The 14,746-nt window shown below is 70.8% G+C and carries 22 protein-coding genes; 9 read left to right on the top strand and 13 right to left on the bottom strand.

What is annotated here, in order from left to right; genetic code table 11:
* The first annotated feature begins 158 nt into the window (after nt 1–158).
* Nucleotides 159–872, top strand: a complete 714-nt coding sequence (locus ACFWRO_RS10665) for an NADPH-dependent F420 reductase (protein ID WP_384507307.1) — start codon at nt 159–161, stop codon at nt 870–872.
* An 18-nt stretch (nt 873–890) separates the two neighbouring features.
* Here the strand turns inward: ACFWRO_RS10665 and ACFWRO_RS10660 are convergent, their stop codons facing one another.
* Together ACFWRO_RS10660 and ACFWRO_RS10655 are read right to left on the bottom strand one after the other, a co-directional pair.
* Nucleotides 891–1,808, bottom strand: coding sequence for a glutamate ABC transporter substrate-binding protein (locus ACFWRO_RS10660; RefSeq protein ID WP_384507304.1), 918 nt, complete (start codon nt 1,806–1,808; stop codon nt 891–893).
* Between the two features lie 177 nt (nt 1,809–1,985).
* A complete protein-coding gene (locus tag ACFWRO_RS10655; protein ID WP_384507302.1) occupies nt 1,986–2,276 on the bottom strand; it encodes a hypothetical protein in 291 nt (96 codons plus the stop codon).
* A 234-nt stretch (nt 2,277–2,510) separates the two neighbouring features.
* Here ACFWRO_RS10655 and ACFWRO_RS10650 point away from each other — a divergent pair, with 234 nt between their 5' ends.
* The gene (locus ACFWRO_RS10650; protein WP_362014268.1) at nt 2,511–2,951 is read left to right on the top strand and encodes an OsmC family protein; all 441 of its coding nucleotides are present in this window, start codon (nt 2,511–2,513) and stop codon (nt 2,949–2,951) included.
* 75 nt (nt 2,952–3,026) lie between these two features.
* The gene (locus ACFWRO_RS10645) at nt 3,027–3,635 is read left to right on the top strand and encodes a type 1 glutamine amidotransferase domain-containing protein (protein ID WP_384507299.1); all 609 of its coding nucleotides are present in this window, start codon (nt 3,027–3,029) and stop codon (nt 3,633–3,635) included.
* Nucleotides 3,636–3,687: 52 nt separating this feature from the next.
* Here ACFWRO_RS10645 and ACFWRO_RS10640 read toward each other — a convergent pair whose 3' ends face one another.
* Nucleotides 3,688–5,133 carry a carboxylesterase/lipase family protein gene (locus ACFWRO_RS10640; protein ID WP_384507296.1) on the bottom strand — a complete coding sequence of 482 codons (1,446 nt, stop codon included), beginning with the start codon at nt 5,131–5,133 and terminating at the stop codon, nt 3,688–3,690.
* A 152-nt stretch (nt 5,134–5,285) separates the two neighbouring features.
* Between ACFWRO_RS10640 and ACFWRO_RS10635 the strand changes: the two genes are divergently transcribed.
* Nucleotides 5,286–5,654: a hypothetical protein gene (locus ACFWRO_RS10635; protein ID WP_384507293.1), complete on the top strand. Its 369-nt coding sequence runs from the start codon at nt 5,286–5,288 to the stop codon at nt 5,652–5,654.
* 172 nt (nt 5,655–5,826) lie between these two features.
* Here ACFWRO_RS10635 and ACFWRO_RS10630 read toward each other — a convergent pair whose 3' ends face one another.
* The 5 genes from ACFWRO_RS10630 to ACFWRO_RS10610 all read right to left on the bottom strand — a co-directional run bounded on the left by ACFWRO_RS10630 (nt 5,827) and on the right by ACFWRO_RS10610 (nt 8,197).
* Nucleotides 5,827–6,066 (bottom strand): hypothetical protein, encoded by a 240-nt coding sequence (locus tag ACFWRO_RS10630; RefSeq protein WP_384507290.1) that lies wholly within the window; start codon nt 6,064–6,066, stop codon nt 5,827–5,829.
* 43 nt (nt 6,067–6,109) lie between these two features.
* Complete coding sequence (locus tag ACFWRO_RS10625) at nt 6,110–6,496, bottom strand: DUF4440 domain-containing protein (protein WP_384507882.1); 387 nt, start codon at nt 6,494–6,496, stop codon at nt 6,110–6,112.
* Between the two features lie 77 nt (nt 6,497–6,573).
* Nucleotides 6,574–7,104: a GNAT family N-acetyltransferase gene (locus ACFWRO_RS10620; protein ID WP_384507288.1), complete on the bottom strand. Its 531-nt coding sequence runs from the start codon at nt 7,102–7,104 to the stop codon at nt 6,574–6,576.
* A gap of 90 nt (nt 7,105–7,194) precedes the next feature.
* Nucleotides 7,195–7,710 carry a DinB family protein gene (locus ACFWRO_RS10615; protein ID WP_384507285.1) on the bottom strand — a complete coding sequence of 172 codons (516 nt, stop codon included), beginning with the start codon at nt 7,708–7,710 and terminating at the stop codon, nt 7,195–7,197.
* Nucleotides 7,711–7,825: 115 nt separating this feature from the next.
* Complete coding sequence (locus ACFWRO_RS10610; RefSeq protein ID WP_384507282.1) at nt 7,826–8,197, bottom strand: cupin domain-containing protein; 372 nt, start codon at nt 8,195–8,197, stop codon at nt 7,826–7,828.
* Nucleotides 8,198–8,417: 220 nt separating this feature from the next.
* On the opposite strand from ACFWRO_RS10610, the gene ACFWRO_RS10605 reads away from it, so the two are divergent.
* From ACFWRO_RS10605 to ACFWRO_RS10585, 5 genes are all read left to right on the top strand, one after another.
* Nucleotides 8,418–8,798 carry a VOC family protein gene (locus ACFWRO_RS10605; protein ID WP_384507279.1) on the top strand — a complete coding sequence of 127 codons (381 nt, stop codon included), beginning with the start codon at nt 8,418–8,420 and terminating at the stop codon, nt 8,796–8,798.
* A 259-nt stretch (nt 8,799–9,057) separates the two neighbouring features.
* Nucleotides 9,058–9,444 carry an SPW repeat protein gene (locus tag ACFWRO_RS10600; RefSeq protein WP_384507276.1) on the top strand — a complete coding sequence of 129 codons (387 nt, stop codon included), beginning with the start codon at nt 9,058–9,060 and terminating at the stop codon, nt 9,442–9,444.
* A gap of 238 nt (nt 9,445–9,682) precedes the next feature.
* Nucleotides 9,683–10,039, top strand: a complete 357-nt coding sequence (locus ACFWRO_RS10595; protein ID WP_384507274.1) for a DUF805 domain-containing protein — start codon at nt 9,683–9,685, stop codon at nt 10,037–10,039.
* Nucleotides 10,040–10,272: 233 nt separating this feature from the next.
* Entirely contained in the window at nt 10,273–11,565 is a 1,293-nt protein-coding gene (locus ACFWRO_RS10590) for an ATP-binding protein (protein WP_384507272.1), read from the top strand.
* A 120-nt stretch (nt 11,566–11,685) separates the two neighbouring features.
* Complete coding sequence (locus ACFWRO_RS10585) at nt 11,686–12,237, top strand: YdeI family protein (protein ID WP_384507879.1); 552 nt, start codon at nt 11,686–11,688, stop codon at nt 12,235–12,237.
* Here ACFWRO_RS10585 and ACFWRO_RS10580 read toward each other — a convergent pair.
* The 5 genes from ACFWRO_RS10580 to ACFWRO_RS10560 form a co-directional block, all read right to left on the bottom strand.
* Entirely contained in the window at nt 12,230–12,757 is a 528-nt protein-coding gene (locus ACFWRO_RS10580) for a GNAT family N-acetyltransferase (RefSeq protein ID WP_384507270.1), read from the bottom strand. The genes ACFWRO_RS10585 and ACFWRO_RS10580 overlap by 8 nt on opposite strands.
* Before the next feature lie 314 nt (nt 12,758–13,071).
* Nucleotides 13,072–13,380 carry a hypothetical protein gene (locus ACFWRO_RS10575; RefSeq protein WP_384507268.1) on the bottom strand — a complete coding sequence of 103 codons (309 nt, stop codon included), beginning with the start codon at nt 13,378–13,380 and terminating at the stop codon, nt 13,072–13,074.
* A 13-nt stretch (nt 13,381–13,393) separates the two neighbouring features.
* Entirely contained in the window at nt 13,394–13,864 is a 471-nt protein-coding gene (locus tag ACFWRO_RS10570) for a hypothetical protein (RefSeq protein ID WP_384507875.1), read from the bottom strand.
* Complete coding sequence (locus ACFWRO_RS10565; RefSeq protein ID WP_384507265.1) at nt 13,861–14,088, bottom strand: hypothetical protein; 228 nt, start codon at nt 14,086–14,088, stop codon at nt 13,861–13,863. Before ACFWRO_RS10565 ends, ACFWRO_RS10570 begins: the two co-directional genes overlap by 4 nt.
* A gap of 46 nt (nt 14,089–14,134) precedes the next feature.
* A complete protein-coding gene (locus tag ACFWRO_RS10560; protein WP_384507263.1) occupies nt 14,135–14,488 on the bottom strand; it encodes a DUF4333 domain-containing protein in 354 nt (117 codons plus the stop codon).
* Nucleotides 14,489–14,746 lie beyond the last annotated feature (258 nt).

Here is a 14,746-nt window from a genome sequence, read left to right as displayed (position 1 = left end):
CGGACCACCACGTCGTCGGATGGATCTCGAACGGATCATCGCTCATCAGCGGGCTTCCGTATCCCGGAACGTCGCAGGATTCACAGCGGCCACCTCAACCCCTCACGACACGGTGGGACGAACCGGGAATACCTGGCCCGGGGAAGGAGGTTCAGAACGTGCGTGACACCCCGTCGCACCCGCTCCACGCTCGGAAGGAACGAACGTCCATGAAGATCGGCATCATCGGCGCAGGCAACATCGGCGGCAACCTCACCCGTCGTCTCGCGGCACTCGGGCACGACGTGTCCGTCGCGAACTCCCGTGGTCCGCAGACCCTCACGGCGCTCGCGGAGGAGACCGGCGCGACGCCCGTCACGGTCGGCGAGGCGGCGCGCGGCGCGGAGATCGTGGTCGTCACCGTACCGCTGAAGGCGGTTCCCGACCTGCCCTCGAACCTCTTCGCGGACGCGGCGGAGGGCTTCGCTCTCATCGACACGAACAACTACTACCCGCAGCAGCGCGACGGCCGGATCGCCGCCATCGAGGACGACGGCCTGACCGAGAGCCGCTGGACCGAGCGGCACCTCGGCCACCCGGTGATCAAGGCCTTCAACGGCACCTACGCCGAGGACATCCTGGACCGGCCGCTTCCGGCCGGCGACCCCGAGCGGCTGGCCTTGCCGGTGGCGGGTGACGACGAGGTCGCGAAGAAGACCGTCCGCGCCCTCATCGACCAGCTGGGCTTCGACACGGTCGACGCGGGCAGGATCGACGACTCCTGGCGCCAGCAGCCCGACACCCCGGTCTACGGTCTGCGGGCCGGCGTCGAGGCCGTCACCAAGGCCCTCGCGGAGGCGTCTCCCGAGCGGCCTGCCACGTTCCGGGGCTGAAGGCGACGTCGCCCGGAGTCAATCCGCGTACGCGGCCGCCGGCGGGCCCTGCGGGTGTGCGCCCAGTGTCGGGGCGAGCCACTTGTTGTACGAGACCATCCATGGGCTGGCGGCGCCGCCAGCGCGGTAGTCCTCCAGGACGGCGTTGACCCGCCGGACCAGGTCCGTGTCGTCCTTGTTCATGGCGACTCCGTACAGCGAGGTGTCGAGGAGCGGCCCGACCATCCGGAGGGTCGGGTCCTGGGCGGCCAGTCCGGCGGCGAGCGTGGCGTGGGTGAGGACGGCGTCCACGTTCCGCTGCTGGAGTTCGACGAGACAGTCCAGATGGCTCGCGGTCTCCACAGCGACGGCGCCGGTTCCCGAGTTCTTCAGGAGGTCGGAGGCCGAGCTGCCCTTGCTCAGGCAGACGCGCCGGCCGCGCAGCTTCGAGTCGAAGCCGGTGAGTTCGGAGTCCCGGGGCACGAGGAGCCGGTGCCCGGTCTCGAAGTAGACGCTGGAGAACGCGACGTCGGCCAGCCGCTCGCAGGTGATGCTCATCGTGCGCACGATGACGTCGACCTGGCGGTTCTGCAGCCGCGGGATCCGCTGGGCGGGCGGCATGCTGACGAAGCGCACCGTGGCCTTCGGGCCGAGGATGTCGCGGGCGATCGCCCGGACGACGTCGATGTCGAAGCCGGACGGCTCCTGGGCGTCCTGGTCGAGCGAGGCCCAGAGATAGCTGTTGAGGTCGACGCCCGCGACGAGATGCCCGCGCTCCCGGATGCGCCGCACCGCCTCGCCGTCCACCCGGTCGGGGCGCGGGCCGGCGCGCCTGGGGTCGCAGGCCGGCGCCCGGGCGACCGGGGCGGCCGGGGGCCGAGCGGCGCGTACACGGGTTTCGGTGGGCTGACCCGCCGTGACGGCGGCGGCCGGGGCCGCGGCGAACACGGCCGCCATGAGCATCAGCCAGAGCACTAGGCGGCCGCCCAGCGGCCCTCTCCCCCGCCGTTCCGACCCGGATCCAGCAGTCACAAGCCCCACCCCCGCGCAGCCGACTCCCCGCCCCCAAGGCTACGCACAAGAACCTCAACACCGTTCCCAATACCGAGAGTTGGGCGGAAGTTGGAGGAAGCTTCACCGCCCCCGGAAAGCTGAGAGGGCGGGCAGTGCGGGGAAGGCCGGCAGTGAGGGCAGGGCCCTGAGGGTGGGGAGCGTCGGCCGTCGTACGGCGCGCAGTTGGCCGCGGGAGAGCCGGGCGCGCTGGCCGCCACTGGTGATCAGGGCGTTCACCGAGGTCATCGGGTCGGCGCCCACGCTCCGCGCGAGCATCATGCCGACGACGAGCGGGAGGAGCGCGACCGCCACGGCCGAGCCGGTGGCCGTGACGTGCTGGATACGGCTGGTGCGCCGGGCGTCCGTGGTCATGACCCCATTCCATCGCCGGCGGCCGGGGCCTGGTATCCGGCGACGTACTCACCCGGGCCGCCCGGGATACTCAGACCGGCCCACCGCCGTCGCGGCGCGTCCCCTTGGCGGCCCGGGGCCGGGTGGGGTTGCGTGAGCGATCGACGCACCCTGCGTACACACCCGCACCACTCGCAACACCCGTACACGCACGCGCACACGCACACGCACACGCACCGAGGAGCAGACGCCGCCATGGCCGACTACCGCATCGAGACCGTCCGTACCGCCTACCGGCAGTGGACCGCCCGCAACGACCGGGGCGCGGAGGTACGCATGGGGGCGGCGGACGACCCGGACGCCCAGCCCTCGTTCACGCCGGTCGAGTTGCTGCTCGCCGCCATGGGCGGCTGCGGCGGCATGGTGGTGGACCGGACGGCGCGCGCCGTGGACCACGACGACCTGCGGATCGTCGTGGAGTCGGTCTCCACGCCGGAGGACGACGGTCGGGTGGGCCGGATCAGGGTCAGTTACGAGTTCGACCTGCCCGACAACAACCCGAAGGCCGCCGAGGTCTTCGCGCGCGGGGTGCGGCTCACGCACGAGAAGTTCTGCACGGTGAGCCGCACCGTGGAGCACGGCGCGACGGTGGAGGCCGTGCTGCCCGACGGGACCATCGGATTCCGAGCAGGCTGACCCGTCCCGTTTGACGGCGCTGTGCGTGGTGAGTCGCGTGGGTGGAGGCGGACGGATCGACAGGAGGTAAGCGTCGTGTCGAGCAACCCGACCTATCCGACCAACTCGATCACCTCGATCAGCGGAAAGCACGTACTCGTCCTCACGACGAACTACGGAACCGAGCAGGACGAGCTGAAGAAGCCGGTGGCCGCCCTGCGGGAGGCGGGCGCCCAGGTGACCGTGGCCGCGCGCGAGGACGCACCCGTCGTGACCCTGGTGTCCGACCGGCGGCCCGGTGACACGGTCCGGCCCGACACGACGTACGGCGAGGTGTCGGCGGACGCGTACGACGCGGTGGTCGTACCGGGCGGGACCGTCAACGCCGACCGGCTGCGGACGGACCAGGCGGCCCAGCGACTCCTCATGGCGTTCGCGACGCGCGGCAAGATCGTCGCGGCGATCTGTCACGGACCGTGGCTGCTCATCGAGAGCGGGCTCGTCGCGGGCAAGGAGCTCACCTCCTACCCGTCGATCAGCACCGACCTCGTCAACGCGGGCGGGACCTGGCGGGACCGCGAGGTCGTGGTCGACACCTCCGGCGGCTTCACGCTCATCACCTCGCGCAGGCCCGCCGATGTCCGGCCGTTCTCGGCGGCGATCATCGAGGCCCTCGCCCGGACTGGGCACCCCGCGCCGGCGTGACCGCCCCGGCGCGGGGCTCCCCATCGGCTGGTCCGCTCGTGCGCTCGTGCGCTCAGTCGTGCCAGATCTCTCGGACCTGGGCGAGCGGGTCGTTCTCCACGCGCGGCTCGGCGTCCCAGAGCATCGTGGCGCGGTCACCGGTCGTGTAGCGCGACCAGGAAGAGCCCGGGTCCTGGTCCCGTACGAAGGCGACCCAGGCGCCGTGCATCGCGTCGGCCAGGGCGCGGGGCGGCGCCTCGCCGGCGACGGCGGTGACGCCTTCGGCGGCCAGGAGGTCGAAGGCGTAGGGCAGGTCCAGGCAGTGGAAGGCGCTGCCGTTGACGGGCGACTCCCACCGGAACTCGTAGAGCCAGGTGGGTCGTTCGCTCGCCGCGCGGGCCTCGGCGACGGCAAGGGAAGGCGCGCGGAAGGTGACGTCGGTGAGCGCCTGGCCGAACAGCGTGTCCTGGCCGTCCGCCGCGTACGCCTTCGTGAAGGCGGCCACCTTCTCCTCGGCGAGGCCGAGCGCGCCGAGCAGGACCGGCACGGGCGGGCCGTCGGGGCCGGGGGCGGGGAACGCGTTGAACTCGTGGGCGGTGAAGCCCAGCATGAGCGGGACGTCGGCGCCCGCGTCCCCGGTCGTCAGCGCGTCGAGGACGGGCTCCGGGATCAGTTCGCCGTCGGCGAAGGGGGCGAGGGACAGCAGGGGCGGCAGGCCCTCACGGTCCGGGCCGGGTGCGCCGAGCCTGTCCTGGAGGTCGAGGAGTTCGTCGTCGCTCAGGTCGCGGAGCGCGGCGGCCGTGGCGGGCACGCCGGTACGGGCCGTGAACAGGCGGGACGCGGCGCGGGCGACCTCGGGGCCGTCGGGGCGCATGACGGCCCCGGAGACGGAGAGCGCGCCCCGGAACAGGCCCCGGGCGGCGGGGACGGCGAGCAGGGTCTGGACGGCGCCGCCGCCCGCCGACTGGCCGGCGACGGTGACCTTCGCGGGGTCGCCGCCGAAGCGGGCGATGTTGTCGCGGACCCATTCGAGGGCCGCGATCCAGTCGCGGACGCCACGGTTGTCGGGGGCGTCGTCGAGGTGCAGGAAGCCCTCGATGCCGAGCCGGTAGCCGAGGGAGACCAGGACGACACCGTCCCGGTTGAAGGCCGTTCCGTCGTACCAGGGGCTGGCCGCAGAGCCCGCCACGTAACCGCCGCCGTGGATCCAGACGAGGACCGGGAGCCCGGCCTCGGGGTCCGTGTCCGGCGTGAAGACGTTGAGGTTGAGGACCCCGGCGCCCGGGATGGAGGGCTCGGGGATGGTCGTGACGTCGGCGAAGGGGCGTCGCTGGGCGGTCGGCCCGTACGCCGTGGCGTCCAGGGGCTCGGTCCACGGCTCCGGCGGCACGGGCGCCGCGAAGCGGAGGTCGCCGACGGGCGGCTGCGCGTACGGGATGCCGAGGAAGCGCAGGCTCCCGTCGGCCCGGCGCTCGCCGCGCACGGGGCCGCGGGTGGTGGTGACGGAGGCAACGGTCATGGGAGCAGCGTCCGGCCGTTGATCAGCCGAGTCAACGCCTGGAACGCAAAGGTGACACGTGTCACTTACGCGTGTCAGCGAGGTGGTCGCGTCGAGCCGACTGGAGTCCGGTCGACCGGGGTACCACTGAATCGACGGCAGGGAGGTCGCGCATGGCGGGGCTGCAGGCGGGGACGGCGGTCGGGATCCTGGTGGTCGCCGCCGGGATCGGTCTCATGGCGCTCGGCGCCGCCCGCCAGGGCCGCTCGGCACGGCCCCTCGCCCCCGCGCGGGCATGGGCCGCCATGGAGCGGGAGCACTGGCGCGTACTGCGACGGGCGGCCGGCATGGCGATCGCCTCCGCCCGCGGGGCGGCGGGCGCCGGAGAGCCGGCGATCATCACGGTCTCGGACGTCCTCCGCCTGGCCGACGAACACTTCGACCGCCCGAACGCCGACCCCCACCTCGCCGCAGCCGCCCTCCGCCACGAGTACGAACGGGGCGCGTGCGCGCGGGACTGCATGACGGACGCGTACGGCTGAAAGGCGCGGGGCGGGAGCCGCGGCGCGGGCAGCGCGGCCTGCCGGTCGGCCGCGCGACGAATCGCGCCCACGTCCGCCACGGCAGCGTGCCGACGGATGCGATCCGGCCGCGGGGCGCAGCCGACGTCCCAGCGGCCGGATGGGCATGCCACGGCTCCGGCTGTGGCTCGGCTCAGTAGACGATCGACACGATCTGGCAGACCGCTTCCGCGAGTTGGCGGTCGCCGTCGATGCGGGCGCGAACAAGCGCCGCGCCCGGCTGGATGCCGCGCGTGCACAGCCGCCAGGCGGTCTCCGTGTCCAAGCCCACCACCGCGTCGACGTGTCCAGCATCCGGCTGCGCGGCGAGCGACCAGCCGTCCCCGGTGGCCGTCACGGTCCAGGCGCCGCCGGCCGGGCCGTCGATCCGCACCTGGACCTGCGTGCCCGCAGAAGCCGAACGATCTCCCCGCCGATCAGGTCGAGCGTGTCGGCCGCGCGTCCTGGGCCTCGGGCCGATCCGGCGGCGGGACCGGGGTCGCCTGGTGGTAGTACATGCGCCAGGTGCCGTCGGTGTGGCGGCGCCAGAGGGAGCTGCGGAGGGCGTGCCGGCCGTCGATGTGCGTCGCGTACGTCAGGTGGACCAGGCCGGGGGCGAGGCGCGTGCCGGCCATCCCGGAGGGTTCGTGGCGCGGTCCGTCCTCCACGGCGCCCTGCATCTCGGGCAGCGCGGCGACCATCTCCTCGTACGTCCATCGGCGCCCGGACGCTCCGACCTCCACGAAGTCGGGGTCGAGAAGGCCCCCGGCGAGCGAGCGCGAGGAGCGTACGGAGGGTTCCAACAGCCGTAGCTCCGCGGCGATCGCCTCGTCGACCTCGGGCTCGGCGGTGGAGTCGGTGTCCCACTCCCCTGCGTTCCCGCGCCGCCCGCTCCCGGCGTTCACAGGGCGATCCAGTACCGACGCTTGCGGCCGATCTCCGTGATGCGGATGTCCTCCAGGACGCCGCCGTTGCGCTCGATCGCGCGGGCCGAGGCGATGTTGTCCTGGTCGCAGGTCACCAGGACGCGGTCGAGGCCGAGGGCGCGGGCCTCGGGGAGGATCGCGCCCAGGGCCCAGGTGGCGAGGCCCCGGCGGCGGGCGGACGGGCGGATGCTGTAGCCGACGTGTCCGGCCGCGCGCAGCAGGAAGTCGTTGAGCCGGTGGCGCAGGTCGATCGCGCCGACGTACACCCCGTCCTCGACGATCCACCAGTGGGTGGCGTGCACCCGTCCCTCGCCCAACGTGCGGGTCCGGTCGGACTGTTCGCGCAGTCGGCCGACCCATGAGGCGAAGACCTCGGGGATCGCGAGGGCCTGCTCCTCCGCCAGCCCTATCCCGGCGCCCGCCTGGCGGGTGCCGGGGTTCCACTCGGCATGCGCTTCGAGCCAGGAGCGCTGCAGTCGGGCGGTGGGGGTGACCAGTTCAGGCATGCGGGCGACGATAACAGGCCAACGCACCCCTTGATCAGGCATTTTCGCGATCGACAGGATCGCCACACCCGCCTCCGGCGACTCCCGGCCCTACTCGCCCGTGACGCCGTCGAGGCGTTCGCGCAGCAGGTCCGCGTGGCCGTTGTGCCGGGCGTACTCCTCGATCATGTGGGCGAGGACATAGCGCAGGGAGTACGCCTCGTCGCCCAGATGCCCGCACACGTCCAGGGAACCCGCCGCGTCCACGACCGCGCGCGCCCGGGCGCACTCCTGCCGCCAGACCGTGAACGCCTCGGCGACTCCGGCCTCGTCGAGGTCGTCGACGTCGAAGTCGGCCCAGTCCGTGGAACCGGCGGGGGTCCACGGACTACGACTGTTCTCACCGTTGATCACGTTGCGGAACCAACCGCGCTCCACCTCCGCCGCGTGCCGTACGAGCCCCACGAGGGAGAGCCCCGACGGGGGCGCGGCCCGTTCCTTGAGCTGCTCGGGGGTGAGCCCCGCGCACTTCAACTCCAGGGTTTCGCGCTGGAACTGGAGCATGGCGGTGAGCGTGGCTCGCTCGTCGGCGGTACGGGGCGGCTGGACGCGGTGATCTTCGTTCATCCGGACATCGTGCCGACGCACGCGCCAGGCGACCACCGGATTTCACCGCCGTCAGGGCGTCAGGCAGCCAGCGCATCCGTGCGTCAGGGCATCCAGGTCGATCCGGGCGTCAGCGTCACGTACCCGGGCGGACGGCGTAGTCGCCGAAGCCGACCCAGTCCAGGGCCACGCACGGTTCGTCGCCGATGACCCAGGCGTCGTGGCCCGGCTTGACGGTGAACAGGTCGCCGGGGCCCACTTCGAGGGATTCGCCGTCATCCATGACGATCTTCATCCGGCCGCCTACGACGTAGCCGAGGTGAGCGGCCTGGCAGCTGTCCGTACCGGCGATGGGCTTGATGTGTTTGCTCCACTGCCAGCCGGGTTCGAAGACCGCGCGGCCGACCGGGCCGCGGTCCGTGGTGATCAGGTCGAGCCGGCCCTTGGCGCCCTCGAACGGACGGGTCTCATCCGCCGAGTCGAAGCTTCTGGAGACGATTCCGGTCATGGTGCTCCGCCTCCCGGCGGTGTGACGTGAACTCCCCGAGTCCACTTCCAGGCTACGCCGGACACCCCTCCCCGGCCGCTCCGTTGCCCCGCGCCTACCCCGCGCCGACCCGGTCACCGGGCGGCAGCCGCGCACGTCACGCGCCCCTCCCGCCACCCCCGGTGACGGGCTAGCGTCGAAGGAGGTAGACCGTCGTTCACCTCACCCACCGGGAGGGCCAGTGACCGCCGAGCTCAACCACACCATCGTGCACGCGACCGACAAGAAGCGTTCCGCCGAGTTCCTCGCCGCGATCCTGGGTCTGGAGGTCGGCGCGCCCTTCGGGCCCTTCCTTCCCGTGGCCGCCGACAACCGCGTGACCCTCGACTTCTACGAGAACGCCCACGCGCCGGTCGTCTCGCAGCACTACGCCTTCCTGGTGCCCGACGGGGAGTTCGACCTGATGATCGCGCGCCTGGACGAAGCCGGCGTGACGTACTACTCCGACCCGAGCCATACGGATCCGGGGAGCGTGAACGACCTCTTCGGCGGCCGGGGAGCGTACTTCGACGATCCCGACGGCCACAACATGGAGATCATCACGCACCCGTACACCACATGACAGCTTATTGAACATTCACAGAAGGCTTTCTCCCGCCGGAACCTGCCACTTGGCGGATCCGCGCTAATCCACCCCTTGTTTTCTGTCCGGATACGATATCGGACAGACCTACACATAAAGGCCAGATAAGAGCACAATGAAACCGCGGTACGACGCCGCAAGCGCGATCAGACGTGCAGGACGCCAGAAGGAGGCGAGTCGTATGTCTGACGTCTCTCACCGCCCCGGTGATATCTCGGCACACCCCGACGCTCCGGAAATGCGAGAACGGTACTCGCAAATACTCCAGACAAGAGGTGTCGCCGCGGTCGAGGAGCTCGTGATCCTCGCCGGCATCTACGCCGCGGTCTCCGGGTGGGTGGTCCACTTCTCGGCCGCCAGGCCTGAACTCGCCCTCAGCAATCTGGTCACGGGCATCGCCATCGCGATCCTCGGCCTCTGCATGTCGATGGCGCCCGAGCGGTCCCAGGACCTGAACTTCGTCGTCCTGGCGCTCGGTGTATGGCTGATCCTCTCCCCCTGGGTGGTCGCCACCACCGACGCCGGAACCGGCGCGATCATGAGCAACGTCATCACGGGCGCATGCGTCTGCCTCTTCGCGCTCACGGCGGGCGGACTGCTCATGAGCAAGACCAGAAAGACGTGACGAAGCCCTGATCCTCTCCGAGAACGGCGCTCCATCCCCACCCGGGGATGGGGCGCCGTCGCCGTGCGTGAGCAACCGCTACCGCCGTGCCACATACGCAAATCCAGACACACCGACCCCCAACACCCCATCCCAGGTAACGAATTGACCGTCGGCGTTTCGGCCACATAAGTTCTGCGTAAGCTTGCTCCACAGGGACAGGCTCCCGCCCGCATTTCCCAGTCCTTGGGGGGACTAAGTGAACTGGTACCTCGACGTTCTCAAGAAGTACGCGGTATTCACCGGCCGTGCGCGCCGCCAGGAATTCTGGATGTTCGCGCTGTTCAACTTCCTCGCGGTCATCGTGCTGGCCATCGTCGATGCCGTGATCGGCACGACCGGGATCCTCGTCGCCATCTACGTGCTCGGCGTGTTCCTGCCGAACCTGGGCGTGACCGTCCGCCGTCTGCACGACACGGGCCGCTCCGGCTGGTGGATCCTGATCGGCGCGATCCCGCTGGTCGGCCCGATCATCCTCATCGTGTTCTACGCGACCGAGGGCAACCAGACGGACAACGCCTACGGCCCGAACCCGAAGCTCACGCCCACGTACTGAGCTGCACAGTGACGTAGCCCCCGGAAGACTCCTTCCGGGGGCTACGCGCATTTCGGGAGCCGTACGCCCAGTGACGGTTCGTAGTAATCGCCGCTCGCGCCTTGTGCACGATGGCGCACGACCCGCCTCCACCCCCACCCCTAGCCTCGCCGCAACGGCGCGACACCAGCGATCGCACGGACGAACGCGACGAACGCACGGACGCGCGATCGCACGAACGAGGGGCGGCATCGGTGAACTGGCTCATCCATGACTACCGCGAGAGCGATCTCGCCGCAGTGGTCCACCTGATCGACACCACGGCCGAACTCGGCCAGGAGTCCGTCTTCTCCCTGGCGGAGTGCATCAGCGCCCTGACCTCCCGCCAGCCGGCCGTCGTCGCCGTCCACCAGGGCGTTCCCATCGGGGCCGCGCTCGCGTCGGTCTCCGGGGAGCGGGCCTGGGTGATGCGGATCGCGATCTCCTCCGCCTGGCGTGGCCGGGGCCTCGCCAGCGCGCTCCTGGTGGAGCTGGAGCGGCGGCTGGTCGCGGCGCGGGTCGGCCGGATCGCGTACGTCCTGCCCGAGGAGGAGCTGCTCGGCGAGGGCCTCCTCAACGCCGGCTACACCCGGCAGCCGGCCGTCGCCTACTTCGAGAAGGTGGAGCCGCTGCACGGCCCCGCCGCCAATCTCCTCGACGACCTCGGCGGCCGGCTGCTGCCGGGCGACCTGTGGGCCAAGGTCGCCGGCATGGAGCGGGAGAAGGACCTGATCGAACGGCGTGTCGTCCTCCCGCTCGCCGAACCGGAGCGTGCGGCGCGGCACGGTGTGCGGCCACCGCGCGCGGTGGGCCTGTTCGGTCCGCCGGGGACCGGCAAGACGACGTTCGCGCGGGGCATCGCCTCCCGGCTCGGCTGGCCGTTCGTGGAGATCCTGCCGTCCCGGCTCGCCGACGAGGGCAATCTGGCGGCCGCGCTGCGCTCCGCGTTCGCCCGGATCGCGGAGCTGGAGCGGGTCCTGGTCTTCATCGACGAGGTCGAGGAGATCGCCCCGGTCCGCCAGGAGCCCGCGCAGCCCGGCGGGATGCACGGCGTGACGAACGAACTCCTCAAGCTCATCCCGGGCTTCCGCGAGCGCGACGAACGACTGCTCGTCTGCGCGACGAACTCGATCCGCTCCCTCGACCCGGCCTTCCTGCGCCCGGGGCGCTTCGACTACCTCATCCCGATCGGTACGCCGGACAAGGCGGCCCGCGCCGCGATCTGGGGGCGCTACACCGAGGGCCGCCCCGATGTCGACATCGACGAACTGGTCACGGCGAGCGACCTGTTCACGCCCGCCGACATCGAACACGCCGCCCGGATCGCCGCCCAGAACTCCTTCGAGCGCGACCTGGTCGCCGTCGGCCCCCGCTCCACAGCCGACGAGCGCCTGCCCGGCGCGACCACGGCGGACTACCTGGAGGCCATCGGCCAGTGCCGGCCGACCGTGACACCGGAGATGATCACCCAGTTCGAATCCGACATCACCACCCACGCCCGCTTCTGACGAGGCACCACTGTCAGTGCCTCTCCCTATCGTGGTCATGAGCGTTCCCGGCGACTCCGGGAACGACGTCGACCACGACAGGGGAGCCGGGCGGTGGAGCGGTACGAGGGGCTCGACATCATGACCGTCACGGAGGTGGCGGAGTTGGAGACGTGGCTTGAGGTCCATCACGCCGACAGCCCCGGGATCTGGCTGAGGATCGCCAAGAAGGGGAAGGGCGGCTCGTCGCTCACCAATCCGGAGATCCTCGACTGCATGCTCTGCTTCGGCTGGATCGACGGTCAGCGCAGAGGCGGGGACGAGACGTACTACCACCAGAAGTACACCCCGCGCAGGTCCCGCAGCCTCTGGTCCCAGGTGAACGTCCGCAAGGTCGAGGCGCTCACGGCAGCGGGGCGGATGCGCGAGCCCGGCCTCGCCGAGGTGCGGGCCGCGCAGGCGGACGGCCGGTGGGAATCCGCGTACCCGTCGCAGGCGGAGGCGACCGTACCGGACGACCTTGCGGCGGCCCTGGCCGCCGACGAGCGGGCCGGGGAGTTCTACGCGGGGCTCGGGAAGACCGACCAGTATCTGGTGATCATGCGGCTGTGGCAGGCCCGCACGCCCAAGGGACGGGCGCAGCGCCTGGAGCGGATGGTGGCGAAGCTGGCGGCGGGCGAGAAGGTCACCTGACGGGCGGAACCGGGGGATCCCCGCCGCCGCGTCGGTAGAGGACCTGGTGGGCGTCGTGTTCGACGAAGGAGGACACGTGAGTCATGCCGACGGCCTCAAGGAGCCGTCGGGAGCGGTGGTTCGCCTCCTGGGTGAGCGCGACCACGCTCGGCGTGTCCCGGAGCGTGACGTCGAGGACGGCGGCGACGGCCTCCCGCGCGTAGCCGTGCCCCCAGTGCTCGGGCAGGAACTGGTACGAGACCTCCGTCTCCCCGTCGCGCGCGCCCGGCTCCACCGTCACGAGCCCGAGCAGGACCCCGTCGGCCGCCCGCACCACCGCGTGCACCCCGGGCGCTCCGACGACCCGCCGCTGCCGGATGCGTACGACCTGCTCGCTGACCGGCCCGCCCAGGTGGTGCCGGACTTCGGGGTCGGTCCACAGCCGGGTGACGGCCGGTACGTCGGCCGTCCGCACGGGCCGAAGCAGGAGCCGCTCGGTGGTGAGGTCGCCGCGCGACGCGGCGGAGGGTGAGGCGTGCATACATACGATCATCGCAGCCCTGCCGCTCCCCCGGCGGAGGCCGCTCCAGTACTGCGATTCGGCGGGGAGTCATCGTGCAGGTTCCTTCTGTTCGGGTCCCAGGGCCCGGCGGACCTGGCGTTCGATCAGGCTGAACAGCAGCGGGGCCAGGCAGATCACCGTGATCAGTGCGGCGACGCCCTTGTTGTCCTGAACGAAGATGGGGGTGACGGCCAGCGGGCCCTTGAAGTCGCCGTATCTGCGCTCGACCGCGCCCTGGCCTTTGTGGCGGCGTAGTACTTCGCCGGGATCGGCCTGTTCGGGGGTGAGGGTGGTCAGCAGCGCGTACCAGCCGTCGACGGCGGCTTCGGCCTGGAGTACGTCCTGGTCGAAGTGCCAGGACAGGGCGGGCCGCCCAGTCTCGTCCGGGGTGATCTCGGTGTGCAGGCAGCCGGAGACCCGGCGGGGGTCCTGGTGATCGTCACGCCGATGCGGGCGGCGATCTTCTCGGTGGTGTTGTAGTAGCGGCCGCCGGCCGAGTGCTGGAGCTTGTCGAGATCCTCGCGGGCCTTGGCGAGGCGTTTGTCACGGGCTCGCTGCTGGCCTTCGGCGTTGCCGGTGGAGTGGACCAGGATCCGGCGCACCTCAAGCGGGGGATCAGTCCTGCGGGGCCCGGCCAGCAGGTGGGTGTCTTCCAGGGCCGTCGATGCTGGAGGCGGGGGCCAGGGCGATGAAATCGGTCCCGGCCTTGATCAGGGCGCTGACGTTGCTGTATGAGATCAGTTTGGAGTCGGCGATCAGCAAGAACTCCTTCGGCCCCGCCATGGCGCGCAGACTGTTCATGGTGCCGGTGATCTGGGCGATCTCGGCAGCTCCACCGTCGATGACGCGAGACAGCAGCGGGACGCCGCCGTCGCCGGTCACCGCCAGGCCGGTCTGGATCTGCTTGAGGTCATAGCGGCGGTCCTTGGGATGCCCGTGCCTGATGCGGGGATACTCCTCATCCTGGTCATCGGCCGGGTATGCGCCATACAGCGACATGGTTGTCATGTCCCAGTGGAACGTGGACACATCGACGCCGAACTCGCCGATCGCCCGGGCCCCGATGCTGTCGGTGAGCTCCCTCAGGTGTGGGGCGATGGCATCCAGGGCCCGCCCCAGACGGTCGTCATTGAGCAGCTCCGCTCAATCCCGAAGACTTCCTCCACCGCCCATCCCCGGGCCCAGCGACCCAACCGCCATAAGGGCGCGGGCGCGGTCAGCCGGTTGGCCACCAGCACCTCGATGACCTGCCCGTGCGTCACATGGGCGATGCCACGGCCCGGGCACAGCCGGTCGACGGTCCCGGCCACATCCAGCCGGCGCAAAGACTCGGCAGCGACAGGCAGAGCACCGTTGTCAGTTCGCAGCCGGGGAAGCTGTGTCGTCGGCCTTGATGTCGAAGTTGATCTCGTCTCCAACGACAGAGGAAACGGTGACTGACACGCCCAAAGTGCTGCCGTCGCCCGCTGTGAGCGTGCAACGGGTGGTGTTGCCGACCTTCCCGACGAGGTCCTCGGGACAGGCGACGTCTGGCTTCGGCTGGCCCGTTGTGGCGGCGAGCTTTTCGGCGACTGTGGTGGCCAGCTTGGCCTTGGACAGTTTTTGCTCGGAGTTTCCAACGCTGACGGAGCCCGAGCAGCCGACGAGCAGCACGCCGGCGGCTACGACCGAGAGGCTCCAAGTTACTGCGGACAAGCGGGCTATGGTCATGGTGGGGCTCCATTCCGGATGATCAAAATGATAAGTGGCCGGAAGCATACTGGCCGTGCGTCCGGCGGGCACTCGCACCGCCCGGACACACCTCATCGACGATCGCGGCTACATCCAGCCGGCGCAGAAACTCGGCAGCGACAGGCAGAGCGCCCAGACGCTTCTCCATCACGGACGTCACCACCATTTCGAGGCGCTGACGCTCAGACCGTGGCCGCAGGGACCGGGAAAGTCAATGACACACCCCGACCAACGCCA

The sequence above is a fragment of the Streptomyces sp. NPDC058579 genome (genome assembly GCF_042718575.1).
In the GTDB taxonomy this organism is placed as follows: Bacteria; Actinomycetota; Actinomycetes; order Streptomycetales; family Streptomycetaceae; genus Streptomyces.
Note: the sequence above shows the minus strand (reverse complement) of the source record. Positions and strands in the feature narration are given on the sequence as shown.

Excerpts from the sequence above, each read along its gene's own strand:
- ACFWRO_RS10580 (WP_384507270.1), bottom strand. The coding sequence starts at position 12,757 with ATGCACGCCTCACCCTCCGCCGCGTCGCGCGGCGACCTCACCACCGAG.
- ACFWRO_RS10585 (WP_384507879.1), top strand. The coding sequence starts at position 11,686 with ATGACCGTCACGGAGGTGGCGGAGTTGGAGACGTGGCTTGAGGTCCAT.
- ACFWRO_RS10615 (WP_384507285.1), bottom strand. The coding sequence starts at position 7,710 with ATGAACGAAGATCACCGCGTCCAGCCGCCCCGTACCGCCGACGAGCGA.
- ACFWRO_RS10560 (WP_384507263.1), bottom strand. The coding sequence starts at position 14,488 with ATGACCATAGCCCGCTTGTCCGCAGTAACTTGGAGCCTCTCGGTCGTA.
- ACFWRO_RS10610 (WP_384507282.1), bottom strand. The coding sequence starts at position 8,197 with ATGACCGGAATCGTCTCCAGAAGCTTCGACTCGGCGGATGAGACCCGT.
- ACFWRO_RS10620 (WP_384507288.1), bottom strand. The coding sequence starts at position 7,104 with ATGCCTGAACTGGTCACCCCCACCGCCCGACTGCAGCGCTCCTGGCTC.
- ACFWRO_RS10655 (WP_384507302.1), bottom strand. The coding sequence starts at position 2,276 with ATGACCACGGACGCCCGGCGCACCAGCCGTATCCAGCACGTCACGGCC.
- ACFWRO_RS10650 (WP_362014268.1), top strand. The coding sequence starts at position 2,511 with ATGGCCGACTACCGCATCGAGACCGTCCGTACCGCCTACCGGCAGTGG.
- ACFWRO_RS10600 (WP_384507276.1), top strand. The coding sequence starts at position 9,058 with ATGCGAGAACGGTACTCGCAAATACTCCAGACAAGAGGTGTCGCCGCG.
- ACFWRO_RS10640 (WP_384507296.1), bottom strand. The coding sequence starts at position 5,133 with ATGACCGTTGCCTCCGTCACCACCACCCGCGGCCCCGTGCGCGGCGAG.
- ACFWRO_RS10635 (WP_384507293.1), top strand. The coding sequence starts at position 5,286 with ATGGCGGGGCTGCAGGCGGGGACGGCGGTCGGGATCCTGGTGGTCGCC.
- ACFWRO_RS10660 (WP_384507304.1), bottom strand. The coding sequence starts at position 1,808 with ATGGCGGCCGTGTTCGCCGCGGCCCCGGCCGCCGCCGTCACGGCGGGT.